A 15,451-nucleotide genomic window follows, 5' to 3' on the forward strand; every position below is an offset into this window, starting at 1 on the left:
TGACGCACCCTGGCCCGTGGGCCTCCGAGAGGCCTACTTCTTTGGCAGCGGAACGACCTCCAACTCCTGCCCCGGCACCGCCATCACCCAGCGCGACCACACCGGCTGGTTGGGACAGGTGACGATGACCTGCAACTCCACACCGGCGTCGATGGGAGCCGACACCGGCGTCGCGCCGGGAAGCATGTCCGGGCCCAGCTTGACGAAGCAGCCCGGCTGCCCGCCGATGCGCAGCGTGCCCTTGCTGCCCGGCTCAGGACGAGCCTCGGGCAGGGTGCGCACGTCGATGACGTCCGTGCTCACCGGAATGCCGAAGCGGTGCAGGCGGCCATTCATGGCCGTGGAGACGACGAGCTGACTGACGCCCTCCAGGCTGAGCGCCTGGGCATCCTCCACCCGGAGACCCGCGATGTAGATCTGCTCGCCCGGCCCGCGGTTGACCACTTCTACGCCCTTGTCCGAGAGCAGCCTGGGGCCCAGCACGGCGGCGCCACCCACGACCAGGAGCCCGGCGACGCCGAGGACGGCCCACTTGACCGCGGACGAGCGCGCGGCGGGCCTGGCGGCGGCGGCCTGTGGAGCCGGAGCGGCCGGGGCCCTGGCGGGAGCACCCCCGGGAGCCGCGGAGGGAGCCACCTGGGTCGACGTCCGGGCGGACACCGGCACCGAGGGCTGCAACGCGGGCCGGGAGCCGGTGCCGGGCACGCCGGACAGGGACGCGCGGGGCGGCACCGCGGCGGGCGTGGGCCCGGAGGCACGCGGCGGCACCGCGGGCGTCCCGGACAGCGAGGCACGAGGCGGCACCGCGGGCGTCCCGGACAGGGACGTGGGACGGGACGCCACGGTCGGCGGCGGGGGCGGCACGGTGGGCACACCGGACAGGGACGGACGCGCCGGGGCGGGCGCTGGCACCAACGCCGGAGAGGACTCCGTGGGAGGCTCGGGAGGCAGGGCGTTGGGGGCGATGAGGCCCTGCTGCGCGGGCCGGTAGACCTCGGTGCGCTCGTCCGGGCCCTGAGCGCCGGGAAGAGGAGGAGCCGGAGGACGCGCGGCCTGCGCCGGTGGAGGCGGCGGCACGGCGCCATACTGCCCGGTGCCGGCGCCCAGGGCGGGCCGCGAGCCAGTGCCGGGGGGCGCCACCATCTCGCCGGTGCCACCCGTGGGAACGCGCGTCGCGTTGCCCGAGCCCGTGCCCGAGATGCTCGGATGCGAGCCGGTGGAGCCCGGGGGGGCGTTGTTGGTGGGCCCGAACTCCGCGAGCCTGTCTCCCAGCGTGGCCTTGAAGAACTGGGCCACCGCCGCCGGCGACGAGTTGAGCCGGTGGTGGGCCATCACCGCTTCGATCTCCTCGCGCATGGCCGAGGCGGAGGGCGTGCGGCGCGCCGGATCCTTCACCAGGGCGCGGAGGATGAGGTCCGACACGTCCTGGGGGATGTTCGGCTTGAGCTGGGACGGCACGGGCGCCGGCTCGCGCACGATGGCGTTGAGCGTGGCCGCGTCGTGGTCCCGCTTGAAGGGCAGCGTGCCGGTGAGCAGCTCGAAGAGCACCACGCCCAGGGCGAACACGTCGTTGCGCGCGTCCAGGGCGCGGCCCGCGGCGGCCTCGGGGGAGATATAGGAGATCTTCCCCTTGAGCACGCCGGCCTGGGTGTTCTCCTCGCCCTGCACCTTGGCGATGCCGAAGTCGCTCAGCTTGATGGCGCCATCGAGCGAGATGAGGACGTTGTGGGGGCTGACGTCGCGGTGCACCACCGGGTGGGGCACGCCGGCCGGATCCACATAGCTGTGCGCGTAGTGCAGGCCCGCGGCCGTCTCGGCGACGATGCGCAGCGCGTGCTCCAGCGGCAGGGCCAGTCCCTTGCGCCGCAGCTCGTTCATCAACTTCTTGAGGTCCGGGCCGCGCACGTACTCCATGAGGATGTACGCCACGCCGTCGTTCATGCCCACGTCGAACGTCTGCACGACGTTGGGGTGCGTGAGGCGCGCGTTGGCCCGCGCCTCGGCGAAGAGCATGTCGACGAATTCAGAATTCTCCGCGAACTGCGGGAGAATCTTCTTCATCACCACGAACTTCTCGAACCCCTTCACGCCCACCTGCTTGGCGAGGAACACCTCGGCCATGCCGCCCTGGCCCAGCCGGCGGATGATCTGCAGCTTGGTGGCGCTGATGGAGTTGCTGATCTCCGAGCTGCCGCCCTTGTTGGCGTTCGGATCCACGTTGGTGGAGCCGAAGAGGTACTGGCTGAGGGCGCGAGGCTCGAGCGCCTCGATGTCATCCAGAGGCTTGTCCACCAGAGACGAGCGGCTGAGCAGCGGCACGAGCTGGGGGATGGAGGGAAGACGCGCGGAGCCGCCGCAGATGGGGCACTGGCGCTCGGGGCTGGCGTTGGCGCGCAGCTTGGCCAGGTACTCGGAGGCCAGGGCGCGCTGCTGGTGCTCATGGCCGCAGTTGCGGCACTCGCAGGGCAGCCACAGGGTGCCGATCTGCGCGGTGAGCGGTTTGGTGAAACGGGTGAGCGCGTTGAGCACCGGCACCGGCACGCGGCACAGCACCACCTTGGCGCCCTGCGCGGCCGTGGCGAGCACCTGCTCCAGCTTCGCGACGGCCTCGGGCTCCACCTTGTGGACGTGGGAGAAGTCGAAGGCGACGCGCCCCTCCAGGCCCGACGCCAGCCGGCGCACGTTCAGGTCCGCCTTCAGCTCGCTGGCCAGGGAGACGTACGTGATGTCGTCCTGGACGATCTTCAGGTGCGTGGTGAGCGCGCTGGGCGCGCTGGGCGTGGTGGCGCGCAGGTAGCGCATCACCACCGGATCCACCGTGCCGAACTGCTGGCGCTTCGCGTAGTCGAAGAACTCGCTCGGCAGATCCGCGAACTCCAGCTTGCCGGCGCACACCGGACAGGAGTGCTCGGGGGCGCGGCCCTCGGCGATGATGGGCGCCTCGGCCTGCAGGTCCACCACGCGCAGCCGGTCCTCTCCACAGGTGCGGCACGTGTAGGGCGCCAGGACGGACAGCACCCGCGCCACGCCGGAGAAGCCCTCCACCATGTTGAGCTGGTCCACCATCACCGGTGGCGCGTTGACCACGTACAGCGCGATGCCCCCGGCGGGCAGCTTGCTGGCGAACTCGATCCACCGCCGCACGCCGAAGGAGCTGATGCGCTCCACCTGGCCGAGATCGACGATGAGCAGCCCGCCCAGGTCGGGGGACGAGGACGTCAGCGGGAACGTCTCGTCGATGATGCCGGCGATGCGGACGTGGTTGATGGTACCCACGCGCGCGCGGCTGATAGTGGCATTGGAACCCTGCGTCTCCACCGTCCCGCTCCTCATTCCGACTGGAAGTACAGCAAAGACTTGGGAAGTCCGGCCCGGCGGCGCGCCTCCCCCCATCCCACCACGCCCAGCATCCGCGTCTCCTTGCCGGGAGTCACGCGGACGGCGATCAGATCACACGCCTCCAGGATACGCCGCATGCCCAGGCCCGCCCCACCGCCCGAGGCATTCACCTGCATGCGTCCACCCAGCGAGGCCAGCGCCCGTGCGATGGGCCCGGGCGTCAACCGCCCGAAGAGATCCACCGCCTCCAGGAAGATGCCGCCCTCCCCCACCGCCAGCGACACCTGGCACACGTGCTCCGGCGCCACCGCCTGCACCGACTCACGCCGGTGGGCATACAGCGGCGTGCCCCGGTCATCCACCGGTGCGTCCAACAGCGCGTTGGCGGCCAGCTCGTGCATGACCTCGGCCGCGAGGTTCGCCGCGCTCCGGCTGCCCTTGGAGGCCTCCACCAGCGCGGCGGCCTCGGACGAGGCGGCCTTCAAATCCAGCACCCGCTCCAGCCACAGCTTCGCGACGGGAGCCCCCTGGGGCATCAGCACCTCACCGCGCAGGAGCGAGCCCAGCACCCGCATCTCCCACGCGGACGGGAGGCCCCCCGGCTCACGCGTGGCCAGCAGCAGCGCCGGAGGCTGACGCTCCAGCATCGCCGCGTGGGCAGGCCCCAGGCGGCCGTCGAAGAGGATCAGCTCGCGGGCCGGGGCTCGCGGGCTTCCCCCTCGCGCCACCACGGACAGGCCGCTGCGCACGAGCGCGGGGGCGGCCTGCTCCAACGTGGCGGGAGCCAGGGAGGCATCTGCGATGAGGTGGAGGCCGGTGGTGGCCCCCTGCGGGTGGGCTGCTCTCACGATGACGGCTCAGTACTGGAACTTGATCTCGCTGAAGAGGCTCAGCGGAGGCGCGGGGAAGCCGAAGGACTCATCGTACTTCGCGTTGAAGAGGTTGGAGCCGACCACGGACACCGTGAGGCCCTTGGTGACGTTGGCGCCCACGCGAGCGGTGGCGGTGAAGTAGCCGGGCAGCTTCACCTGCTCGAACTTGCCGGTGGCCGGGTTCTCCAGGGAGCCCGGGTCGAGCCGGTCGCCCACGTACAGCGCGTAGACCTCGGCGAAGGCGAGCTTGCCGAAGTTCGTCCGGCCACGCGCGTACACGCGGTGCTGGGGCGCGTATTCGAGCGGCCGCTCCGGCCGGTTGTCGAAGGCGAGCGCCCGCGCGTCCAGGAACTGGTAGGACACGTCGAAGGAGGAGTTGATGGCCGCCACCTGTGCCGCCGCCTCCGCCTCGAAGCCCATCACGCGCGCATCGCCCACGTTCTTGAACTGCGAGGTGGCGCCGAAGACGAGCTCCTGGTTGATGAAGTTGCGGGCCAGGTTGTAGAAGCCCGTGCCCGTCAGGCGCACCGTGCGCTCGAAGGGCCAGAAGTCCACCGAGGCCTCGACGGTGTCGAGCGTCTCGGCGCGCAGGTTGCCGTTGCCGATCAGCGTGGCCGCGTACATCTGCTGGTTGATGGCGAGCTCGGCCAGCGTGGGGGCGCGGAAGGCGCGGCCGTAGTTGGCGCGGAAGGTCAGCTCGGGACGGGCGTGGAACACCACGCTGGCGCGCGGGGAGATCTGATCCGTGCGCGCCTGCCAGACCTTCTCCGGAATCATGTACTTGTCGTAGCGGGCGCCCGCGCTGAGCACGAGCTGGCTGAAGGGCCGGTACTCCGCGTCGACGAAGCCACCGAGGATGTCCTGGGTGGTGTCCTCCATGGTCAGGCCGGGGAGGATGTTGGGGTTGTTCACCAGGTCGTTCTTGTAGTCACCACCGAAGGTGACGGTGAGATCGCCCAGGGTGAGCAGGCCGCGGGCCTCGCCGCCGATCCGGCGCCGCTTGCCCAGCGGCGTCTGGGGGTTCTGCTCGTCGAAGGCGTTCTCCATCACCACTTCGCGGCGTTTGAAGAAGGTGTACGCCTGGGCGAACAAGCGCAGGTTGTCCGTCACCTGCTGATCCACCTGCGCGCTCGCGTTGAAGTTCTGCACGCGCTCCACGTCGTTGGGCGTGTAGTGGCACTTGCCGCAGTTGCCCACGGTGGCGAGCTGGTGGCCACCCGGACGGCCGATCTCTCCGTTGGTGAAGCTGGCGTCCAGCGTCAGGCTCTTGATGTTCACCCGGCCGGTGACCTGGTGCACCAGGGAGTCCTCGTTGTCGTCCACCCGGCCGATCCTCGGATCATTGAAGAGCTGGGGGCCGTCCGAGCCGAAGCCGTAGTAGCTGACGAGCGCCTCCACCGGGCCGCCGCGTCCGGCCGCGGTGGCCTGCGCGCGCCACGTCCGGTCCTGGCCCAGCAGCAGCCGCATGTCCGAGCCCCAGTCGCGCCCGTCCTGCATCAAATCCTTGGGCTGGCGGGAGATCATGTTGATGACGCCGCTGAAGGCGTTGGAGCCGTACAGCGTGGAGCCGGGGCCCCGGATGACTTCAATCTGCTTGAGGTTGGTGAGCGGCGTGGTCTCGTCCGCGTAGAACTGGCCCGTCCAGGGGTCGGTCAACGGGCGGCCGTCCTGCAGCAGCAGGAGCCGGTTGGAGAGGTAGTTGGAGCCCAGGCCGCGCGCGCTCACCGCCGCCTTGCGCATGGCGCCCCGGCGGCACTCCATGCCGGGGAAGTACTGGATGGCCTCGCACAGCGAGAACTGGCCGGTGCCCTCCAGCTCCTCGGCGGGAATCCAGGAGATGGTCATCGGCACGTCGGCGATGCGCTGGCTGCGCTTGGAGGCCGTGGACACCACCGCCTCACTCAGCAGCTGCTGCACGGACTCCTCGAGCGAGGCGGCCTCGGGAGCGGCGAGCGGATCCGGGATGTCCACGCCGGCCAGGGCCGAGGGCGGAGGCAGCGGCCGCGAGGTGGCCGGGCCGGTGAAGGGCGCGCGCTGCGGGACGTTGGACGACGAGGAGGGAGGCGGCAGCGGCAGCGGCTTGCGCGCCTTGGGGGCATCCGACGCCGTGGTGCCAGAGCTGGTGCTGCTGCTGCTGGCCGCCGCCGGCGGGGTGGACTTCGTCTGCGGCGTTCCAGCGGCGTGGGCGGTGAGGCCGCACATGAGCCCGACGAGAGCGGGGAGCCAAGCGATTCGAGTCGAGTGCATCGTTCTCTACGTCCCGAGATTGGAGAAGGAGTTTAGCGGTTCCAGGAGGGGAAAGTCGCCCCCGCACTGTCAGTCATCCGGCTGCTCGGCGGACACATCCAGGGCGTCCGCGAAGGACGGCAGCACCGGCTGGAGGACGGCGGGCTCCAGGAAGGCCCGGGTGTCCACGCGCAGTGCGGGTACCTCCACCAGCACGGGCTGGCGGCGGGGAGGGCCGCTCTGCAGCAGCTTGCGCAGGTCCTCCAGTTCCTTGCCCTGGATGGAGACGAAGGCGCCGAAGGGAGCCACCGGCTCGAGCTTCTTGAGGTTCTCCGTCAGGTCGTCCTCGTCGCCGCGCATGCCCACCAGGACGGCGCCGGGCACCTTGCTGCTGCGGTAGAGGACGCGCACGCCCTCGGGGACGTGGGCCAGCGGCACCAGCGCGGCCTCGGCGCCCTTGGCCTCCAGCATCTTCAGGGCGGACTCCACGTTGGGCACCGGGGTGAGCTTGAAGTGCTTCTTGGCGTCCAGGTCACCGGCGAGCACCACGTTGGTGACGAACTTGGGATCCGCCGCGCCCGCGCCCTTGACGATGGCGAGCCGCTTGCCCGCCAGGTCCTTCACCGAGCCGCGCGAGGTGGAGACGATGGCCCAGCGCTGGGCCGTCTCACCGGAGAGCGGCGCGAGCGCCACCGGGGTGGCCTTGGAGCCCAGCTGCACGGCGGCCCAGGAGTCCAGGACGGCGAAGTCGACGATGCCCTCGCCCACGGCCTTCGAGAAGTCCTCGTAGCGGGCGAAGCTCTTGGCGGCGGTGGGCCGGCCGGTGGCCGCGGACAGCTTCGCGGCGAGCGCCTCGGCGAACTGGAAGCGCTGCTGGCCATCGGTCAGCGTGGTGGGCAGGAAGACGCCCAGGGTGGCCTTCTTGGGGGCCGCGCCGGCGGCGGGCACCCACGCGCACAGCAGCGCGAGGCCCAGGAGGAGCGAGCGGGGGGAAATCATGGCGTGGTATCCGAAGCGGTGGCGCTGGAGGGCTCGGGGTTGGGGGTCGGGGCGGTGGCGGGCTCGGCCAGGCCGTAGATCTGCTGCAACCGCTCCTTCCACTCGCGGACGGCGGCGGCGCGAGGCGCGGCGCCCGAGGCGAGGTAGCGGCGGTAGGAGTCGACGGCCTGCGTCATGTCGCGGCGGCGCTCCTGGGCGTCGATGCCGAGGTTGAGCGAGGCCTGGGGCACGGTGCCCTCGAGCTTCTTCCAGGTGGCCACGGCGTCATTGGCCTTCTTGCCGCGGTAGGCCACGCAGGCGAGGTTGTGCTGGAGGGCGGCGCTGTCCGGCGAGAGGGCCAGGGCGGCCTTGAAGGCCTTCTCCGCGGCGCGCATGTTGCCGGAGGAGTAGGCGCGCTCGGCCTCGCGGCGGTGGAGGGCGCTGGTGAGGGCGGCGGTGAACTGGGCCTGCTCGGGGATGGGCCGCTTGGCGGCGGCGGTGAGCGTCTTGCGTGCCTGCGGCAGCTTGTCGTTGCGGTAGAGCAGGAAGGCGTCCACGAGCTGGCGGGTGTTGGGCCGGGCCCAGCCGGGCGTCGGGGTGAGCGCGCGCTTGAAGAGGTTGCCCGCGTCACCGAAGCGGCCCTCCTCCGTCTGGGCGAGCCCCTTGGCGAAGGCGGACAGGCGGGCCAGCTCGGACTGGTTGCCGCCGAGGCCGGCGCGCTCCGCGGACTCCACGTCCTGGCGGGCGCCCGCGCCGTCTCCAGCCTCCAGGCGGGCGAAGGCGCGGCGCAGGTAGACGCGCGAGAGGTTGGCGCGCGTCACCTCGAGGGCGCGCTTGGAGGTGCCCGGATCGGTCAGCCGCTTGAGGGCGGCATCCACCTGGCCGAGCTCCATTTCCGCGAGGGCCGAGCCGGCGGACACGTCCGACACGGCGGCGAGGTCCGGGGCCATCTGCCCGGCCTTCTCGAAGGACTCGAGCGCCTCCTTGGGAGCGCCCGAGCCCAGCCGCGCGTAGCCGAGCACGAGGTGCTCGCGCCAGGCGGCCTCGGGCAGTTGCACGCCCTGCTCCATCACCTTGCGGGCCTCGGCGTGGGAGCCCTGCTGCAGCAGGACGGCGCCCAGGCGGCGGGCCATGGCCGAGCTGCGCTCCAGATCATAGGCGCGGCGCAGGTCGCGTACGGCGTCGTCCACGCGGCCGTTGCTGGCGCGATCCCGGGCGCGGTTGGCCAGCGCGCGGGCCAGCCACTTCTTCGCGTCGGCGTGCTCCGGCTCCAGCTTGAGGGCCTGGGTGTAGTCCTCGATGGTCAGGTCCCACTGGCCGGTGGCGAAGTGGTCCGCGCCCAGCAGCACGTGGCCGAACGCCTGCTTGGGGGCCATCTCCACCACGCGCCGGTGCACCTCCACGGCGCGCGCGTAGCGGCCGGCGCGGCGGTTGACGCTGCCCAGGGTGGACCACAGCTCCAGGCTGTCGGCGCCCGACTGCACGGCACTCTCCAGGAAGGAGATGGCCTCCTCGTTGCGGCCCTGCCTCTGCAGCGCCATGCCCACGGAGATCTGCGCGCCCACGTCGCCCGGGGCCAGGTCCAGCACCTTGCGGTACTCGGTCTCCGCCTCGGCGGGCCGGGCCTGGGCCATGCGCACGTCACCCAGCAGCATGTGCGAGGCCGCCGTGCCCCCCAGCTTCACCAGGGCGAGCGCCTGCACCTCGGCGCGCGGCAGGTCGTTGGACTCCAGCAGCAGCCGGCCCAGACGCTCCTTGGCCTCGGGCACCTGGGGGAAGCGCACCGTCAGGCCCTCGAGCAGAGCCATGGCCTCCGCCATCTTCCCTTCCATCTCCAGCACCGCGCCCAGTCCCATCTGGATGGAGACGGACTCGGTGCGGCCCACCTGGGCGCGCTCGAAGGACAGGCGCGCCGCCGCGGCATCATTGCGCAGCAGGTGGCCACGGCCGAGCAGCTCGTGGATCTGATAGTCGTTGGCGGCGAGCTTGTCCGGGCGCTGGGCCAGGTAGGCCTGCAGCTCGGCCACGGTGGCCTCGCCGTCCTGGAGCGCGAGGGCGTAGTAGTTGCCCAGGTAGTAGTGGACGAGCAGGTGCTCGGGCTGGTTGGCCACGGACACCTGCTGGAGCACCGGCAGGGCCTCCTCGTAGCGCTTGAGCTTGAAGAGGGAGATGCCGAGCGGGTACGCCAGCTCCAGCGACTCGGGGTTGGCGGCATACACGGGGGCCACGAGGGAGGCCACGCGCTCGTGCTCGTTGAGGGCCAGGCCCACGGCGCCGAGTCCGGCGGCGGCGGGCACGGAGGTGGCCTCGGCGGCGAGCGCCTTCTCGAAGAGCTCCAGGGCCTTGCGGTACTTCGTCTCGGCGCGCTTCTTGTCACCGGAGGTGGCGGCGGTGCTGGCGTCCACCTGGGCCGTCTCACCCTCCCGGACGAGCCGCTGGGACTCGGACATGGGGGGTGGGCGGTACTGGGCGAACGCGGCCGTGCCGGTGAGCGACTGGGCGAGGACGAGTGCCGCGACGAGGCGGCGGACGGAGGGACGGGGAGAGCGCATGCGACTCATGGGGAGGCGGGGCTGAACTCGGCGACGACCACGGTGATGTCATCCTGCGCCGGGAGGCCGGCGCTGAAGGCACGCGCATCGGCCAGGATGGCGTCGCGCAGGGCCTCGGCGGACAGGTGGGCATTGGCCTGGATGGCGGCGGCCAGACGCTGGGTGCCGTACTGCTTCTGGCTGGCGTCGCGGGACTCGGTGAGGCCGTCGGTGTACCAGACGATCAGATCTCCAGGCCGCAGCTGGGCCTGGCGCGAGGCGTACTGGGAGATGGCGGAGGCACCCAGCAGCGCGCCGCGGGCCGGCAACGAGGCCACCTGGCGGGTGGAGCGGCTGTAGACGATGGGACTGGGGTGGCCGCCGCTCGCGTAGTCGATGACGCCCGTCTGGGTGTCGAGCACGGCCAGCGCGCTGGACATCTGGTGCTCGCCGCGGCCCATGTGGGCCATGGTGAGGTTGAGCGAGGAGATGAGGAGCTGGGCGTTGATCTCCTCGGGCGGGCGCATGGTCATGGCGGCGGTGAAGCCGCTGGTGGCGCTGGTGGCCACCAGGGCGGTGGCGAGGCCATGGCCGGTGACGTCGCCGATGCCCACCACCACGCGGCGCTCGTCCAGGGAGGCGCGCATCCACCAGTCGCCGCCGCACGCGTCCGCGGTGACGACGAGGCCGGCGATGCGCAACGGGCCCGCCTGGAAGCCCTCGCGGCCGGGCAGCAGCGTCTCCTGCACGGTGCGCGCGAGCGACACGTCGCGCTCCAGCTGGGCCTTGGCGCGCACGTCCTCGAGCAGCACGTTGATGCGCTCGGCCATGTGGTTGAACACCACCCCGAGCGTGGTCACCTCGCGGCCGGCACCCCGCACCTCCTCGGTGCGCGCGCCCAGGTCTCCAGCGGCCAGCTGCATCACCTTGCCGGTGAGCACGCCCAGGGGCCGGGTGATGCGGCGGCTCTGGATGGCCACCAGCACGCCGGCCAGCAGCAGGAAGCCCAGGCCCAGGCCCGCCATGGTGGTGGCATTGCGGCGCAGTGACTCGCGCTTGGCGGCCTCCAGCTCGTGGAGCTGCTTCTGCAACCCCTCCAGCGAGTAGCTGATGAGCACCACGCCCTTGCCGCTCTGGGAGCCGTAGTCGATGGGCTCCTGGTACTCGATGATGGGCTTGCCCTGGTAGAGCGCCGTCACCCAGCGCCGCTCCGGCTTGCGCTCGGTGGTGGTGCCCAGCTTCGCGTCCTCCGCCGAATCCGCTGCGAGCTGGCTGTCCGCGTCATATATCTGCACGCGGAGGATGTTGGGGTTGTCGGAGATGATGGAGCGCGCCACCTCGCTGAGGAAGGCGTAGTTGTTGTCGCGCAGGGAGGTGGCCGAGGTGAGCGACAGGGTATGGCTGAGCGTCTGGCCCAGCTCGATGGCCTGATTGCGCACGTGCTCGTTGAAGCGGGTGGACGTCTCCTCGAACTGGGCTCGGGCGGAGACCCAGGCGACGGAGGCCAGCAGGCCCACGACGATCGCCAGCAGCACGCCGGTGGTGACGAAGAGGAGCTGATCCAACCGCATGCCGCGGATGGCGGCCACATCGGGCAGCTCACCGGCCTCCATCGGGGCGACGATGGTGCCCGTCATCTCCGGGTGGAATGGGGAGAGCCGTGTGGAGGTATTGCCCGCCGCTCGGGTGGCGGTCCCGGTGAGGGTCGGCTCCTGGTGTTCGAACGGCCCGTCGGGAGGGGGCTGGGAAGGCAGGGGGGCGTTGGACAAGGCGGACTCTGAATCGGCGCTGGGGGAGGCGCGACGGCTATCGAATTCTTGGAAGCCGGGCGACTCTAGCGCAGTTTTCCGCTTATGCGAGTCCCCCCTGCTGCCTGGGGCCCACCGCCCACGTCCTCCCGAGTAGGATTTCGCTGACAGTGAGGCGGAGGCTCACGTCGGGCGTCCGCCCGGGGGGGCGGAGCGCGGCAGCCGGACCGTGAAGGTCGTCCCAACCGTCTCGGAAGAGGAGACCTCGACGCTGCCCCCATGGGCCCGGGCGATGTGGTCCACGATGTAGAGGCCCAACCCCACGCTGCGGCCCGCCTTGTCTACCTCGTTGGTCGCGCGCCGCATGGGTTGGAAGAGCTGGGGCAGCTTGTCGGCGGGGATGGGGGTGCCGGTGTTGTGCACCGCGAGGAACACCCAGCCGTCCACCCCCCGTGCCTCCACGCGCACGCGGCTGCCGGACGGGCTGTACTTGAGGGCGTTGGTCACCAGGTTCGTCACGACCTGGGCGATGCGGTCTCCGTCCCACTCGCCCTGGGTGTCCCCCTCCCGGTGCACCTCGATGGAGCGCTCGGGCCAGGCGGCCTCGACCTCCAGCACCATCTGGGTGATGAGGGGGGCCAGCTCCAGGGACCGGCGTTCCATGCGCATGCCCCCGCCCAGCCGCGCCTGGGTGAAGTCCAGCAGATCCTTCACCAGGCGCACCGCGCGCTGGGCCGAGGCCTGGATGCGCACCACGCTCTTCATCTGCCGCTCGCCCAGGCCCTCCTGGCCCAGCAGGGAGTGGGCGCCCAGGAGGATGGCGCTCAGGGGATTGCGCAGGTCATGGGAGACGATGCCGATGAGCTGCTGCTCGAAATCGGCCCGCGCCTTGGCCTCCGCCTCCATCCGCTTGCGCGCCGTGATGTCCATGCCGGTGCCCAGGAATCGCCGGGGCTTCCCCGAGCCATCGAAGTGCACCTGGCCCTGGGAGCTCACCCACCGCTGCGGCGTGCCTTCCGGGCAGGAGATGCGGTACTCGACGGCGAGCACCCCCGTGCCGCCCGGAGTCAGCGCCTGGCGCACGGCCTGATCCACGCGCTCCCGGTCCTCGGGATGCACGCACGCGAGGAGGATCGGGTAGTTCACGGGAGCATCCGCCGGCAACCCGAAGAGGGCGCGCATGCGCTCGTCCCAGACCAGCGAGCCGTTCGTGAGATTCAGGTCCCACGTCCCCATCTCCATGGCGGCCATGGCCAGGCGCAGCCGCTCCTCGGCGGCGTGCACCTCCTCGGCGGCGAGCGCTTCCGTGCGCTGGCGGGCCCGCACCAGCTCCGTCACGTCCGAGGCGACGACGATGATGCCCTCCACGTGGCCCTGGCTGTCGCGCATGGGCTCGTAGACGAAGTTGAAGTACACGTCCTCGATGGCCCCGCCCTCCAGGCGCGCCACCGGGACGGACAATTCCCTGCCCACGTAGGGCACCCCGGTGGTGAGCACCTGCGCCAGGAGCTCCTCGACCCCCTGATTGGCGATCTCCGGGAGGGCCTCGAACAGGGGCTTGCCCAGCACCTGCTCGGGGCGGCGGCCCCAGATGCGGCACACCGGGGGATTGGCCAGCCCGATGACGTAGCGAGGCCCGTGGAGGATGGTGATGGCGGTGGGGGCCTGCATGAACACCGCATGCAGCGAGGCCCGCTGGCGCTCGGCCTCCGCCTGGGAGCGGGCGGCCAGGGCGAGTGACTCGTCACGTGTCCGCACCGCCTCGCGCAACTCCGCGTTGGTGGCCTGGAGGTAGGCCTGACCCCGGCGGAGGGCCTCCTGCTCCATGTGCGGGCCCTGCTCGCCCCGGAGGGACAGGCGCACGAAGTCCGTCACGTCCTCCGTGCGGTGGATGAGGTAGCGCAGCTCGCCCTCGCGGGAGAACACGGGGGTGTTGAGGGTGATCCAATACCGCTCGTCGAAACCACCGCCCTCGGATTCGGGACGCGGGATGTCGTACTTCAGGACAGGCACGGAATCCGGCGCCCGCGTGGCCATGACCCGCTCGAGCGAGGCGCGCACGTCGCGCGTGCTGGTGGCCTTGGGGTCCGCCGGGTTGGCGGGGAACACCTCGAAGAGCGGGCGGCCGAGAAGGGCGTCGCGGGCCGTCATGGTGACCCGCAGGTAGGCGTCGCTCACCGCCATGATGGTGAAGTCCGCGTCCGGAGCGAGGACGAGGAGGGAGCCCGGGCTCTGCTCGAACAGCAGCTGGAAGTCTGGAGGGGGCGGCGGAGACATGGCGAACATGTGTTTACCCGGTGCTCGACAAAAGTGTTCCATGCGTTGCCCCTGGCAGCTCGTGAGGAAGGCGCTCCGAGCCCGGCCGCTCGCCCACCGGACAGACCAGGGGGCGTCGGTGGTACAAGGGCCCTCCTCGCTCGCGGACCTCCCTCGGCGCGAGACAACGCACGGGAGCTCGTACGGTGAGTCTGGACAAGCGCGCACGTTCCTTCGGCCAATGGCTCGTGCTCGGCACCCTGGTGGGAGGGGTGTGCGGCGTGGCGTCGGCGGTGTTCCTCTACCTGCTGGACATGGCCACGGACATCCGCACCCGGCACGAGGTGCTCGTCTACACACTGCCCCTGGCGGGCCTGGCCATCGGGGCGCTCTACGGCCGGTGGGGTACGCCCATCCGGGGTGGCAACAACCTCGTCATCGACACGGTGCATGAGGGTGACAAGCAGTTGCCCCTGCGCATGGCGCCCATGGTGCTGGTGGGCACGGTGCTCACGCACCTCTTCGGAGGCAGCGCGGGGCGCGAGGGTACCGCCGTGCAGATGGGGGCGAGCCTCGCCGACGCCGTGGCCCACCGCTTCCGCGTGTCACCCGCCACGCGCCGTGAGTTGCTCGCCGCCGGCATCGCCGGGGGTTTCGGCTCCGTCTTCGGCACGCCCATCGCGGGCGCCGTCTTCGGGCTCGAGGTCGTCTGCGTGGGGCGCATGGGTTACGAGGCCCTCGTGCCCGCGCTGGTGGCCTCGGTGGTCGGAGATCTCGTCACCCGCTCGCTCGGCATCCACCACACGCCCTACCCCATCCCGGCGGCGCTGCCACTGTCGCCCCTGGTGCTCGGCAAGTGGCTCGTCTTCGGCGCGGTGGTGGCGCTGGTGGCCGTGGTGTTCGTGGAGGGCGTGCACCTCCTCAAGAAGCGGCTGGAGAAGGCCGTGCCGCCGCTGCCGCTGCGCATGGCGCTCGGAGGCGCGGCGGTGGTGGCGCTGTGGAAGCTGGTGGGGACGAGCGACTACCTGGGCCTGGGCGTGCCCACCATCGAGCGGGCCTTCGTGGACCCCACCCTGCCCTCCAGCGCCTTCGCCCTCAAGCTGCTCTTCACCGCCATCACGCTGGGCGCGGGATTCCTCGGTGGCGAGGTCACCCCGCTCTTCTTCGTGGGCGCGGCGCTCGGCAACGTGCTGGCGCGGCTGCTCGGCCTGCCGTTGGATCTGGCCGCGGGCGTGGGGCTCGCCGCGCTCTTTGGAGCCGCCGCCAACACGCCGCTGGCCCTGTCCCTCATGGCCGTGGAGCTGCTCGGCGCGGGCGTGCTGCCTCACGTCGTCATCGTCACCGTCACCGCCTACCTCCTCACGGGACAGCGGAGCATCTACCCGTCGCAGCGGATTGCCCGCCTCAAGCACGGAGGTCCCCTGCTCTCCCGGCTGGTCCCCCTGCGGGACGTGGAGTCTCCTCCTGGCAGGCCCCCACCCGGCGCCCCGCCGGAGTGAGG

Annotated in this window: 8 protein-coding genes; 1 reads left to right on the plus strand and 7 read right to left on the minus strand. The window is 71.3% G+C overall.

Translation table 11 applies throughout. The annotated features are described in order from the left end of the window. Positions 1 to 33: 33 nt before the first annotated feature. From BO221_RS33805 to BO221_RS33835, 7 genes are all read right to left on the minus strand, one after another. Entirely contained in the window at positions 34 to 3,318 is a 3,285-nt protein-coding gene (locus BO221_RS33805) for a serine/threonine-protein kinase (protein WP_233166371.1), read from the minus strand. An 11-nt stretch (positions 3,319 to 3,329) separates the two neighbouring features. After that, positions 3,330 to 4,187 (minus strand): hypothetical protein, encoded by an 858-nt coding sequence (locus BO221_RS33810; protein ID WP_073564984.1) that lies wholly within the window; start codon positions 4,185 to 4,187, stop codon positions 3,330 to 3,332. Positions 4,188 to 4,196: 9 nt separating this feature from the next. Further along, on the minus strand, positions 4,197 to 6,458 hold the full coding sequence (locus BO221_RS33815) for a TonB-dependent siderophore receptor (protein WP_083681768.1): 2,262 nt from the start codon (positions 6,456 to 6,458) through the stop codon (positions 4,197 to 4,199). A 69-nt stretch (positions 6,459 to 6,527) separates the two neighbouring features. Continuing rightward, on the minus strand, positions 6,528 to 7,436 hold the full coding sequence (locus BO221_RS33820) for a PhnD/SsuA/transferrin family substrate-binding protein (protein ID WP_073564985.1): 909 nt from the start codon (positions 7,434 to 7,436) through the stop codon (positions 6,528 to 6,530). Continuing rightward, positions 7,433 to 9,967, minus strand: coding sequence for a tetratricopeptide repeat protein (locus tag BO221_RS33825; RefSeq protein WP_073564986.1), 2,535 nt, complete (start codon positions 9,965 to 9,967; stop codon positions 7,433 to 7,435). The genes BO221_RS33820 and BO221_RS33825 overlap by 4 nt, the downstream gene beginning before the upstream one ends. A 5-nt stretch (positions 9,968 to 9,972) precedes the next feature. Beyond that, complete coding sequence (locus tag BO221_RS33830) at positions 9,973 to 11,583, minus strand: SpoIIE family protein phosphatase (RefSeq protein WP_073565151.1); 1,611 nt, start codon at positions 11,581 to 11,583, stop codon at positions 9,973 to 9,975. A gap of 294 nt (positions 11,584 to 11,877) precedes the next feature. Then, positions 11,878 to 13,980: a PAS domain-containing sensor histidine kinase gene (locus tag BO221_RS33835; RefSeq protein ID WP_073564987.1), complete on the minus strand. Its 2,103-nt coding sequence runs from the start codon at positions 13,978 to 13,980 to the stop codon at positions 11,878 to 11,880. Between the two features lie 176 nt (positions 13,981 to 14,156). Here BO221_RS33835 and BO221_RS33840 point away from each other — a divergent pair, with 176 nt between their 5' ends. Beyond that, positions 14,157 to 15,449, plus strand: coding sequence for a chloride channel protein (locus tag BO221_RS33840; protein ID WP_073564988.1), 1,293 nt, complete (start codon positions 14,157 to 14,159; stop codon positions 15,447 to 15,449). Positions 15,450 to 15,451 lie beyond the last annotated feature (2 nt).

The organism is Archangium sp. Cb G35 (assembly GCF_001896145.1).
Lineage (GTDB): Bacteria > Myxococcota > Myxococcia > Myxococcales > Myxococcaceae > Archangium > Archangium violaceum.

Excerpts from the sequence above, each read along its gene's own strand:
- BO221_RS33815 (WP_083681768.1), bottom strand. The coding sequence starts at position 6,458 with ATGCACTCGACTCGAATCGCTTGGCTCCCCGCTCTCGTCGGGCTCATG.
- BO221_RS33820 (WP_073564985.1), bottom strand. The coding sequence starts at position 7,436 with ATGATTTCCCCCCGCTCGCTCCTCCTGGGCCTCGCGCTGCTGTGCGCG.
- BO221_RS33825 (WP_073564986.1), bottom strand. The coding sequence starts at position 9,967 with ATGCGCTCTCCCCGTCCCTCCGTCCGCCGCCTCGTCGCGGCACTCGTC.
- BO221_RS33830 (WP_073565151.1), bottom strand. The coding sequence starts at position 11,583 with ATGACGGGCACCATCGTCGCCCCGATGGAGGCCGGTGAGCTGCCCGAT.
- BO221_RS33835 (WP_073564987.1), bottom strand. The coding sequence starts at position 13,980 with ATGTTCGCCATGTCTCCGCCGCCCCCTCCAGACTTCCAGCTGCTGTTC.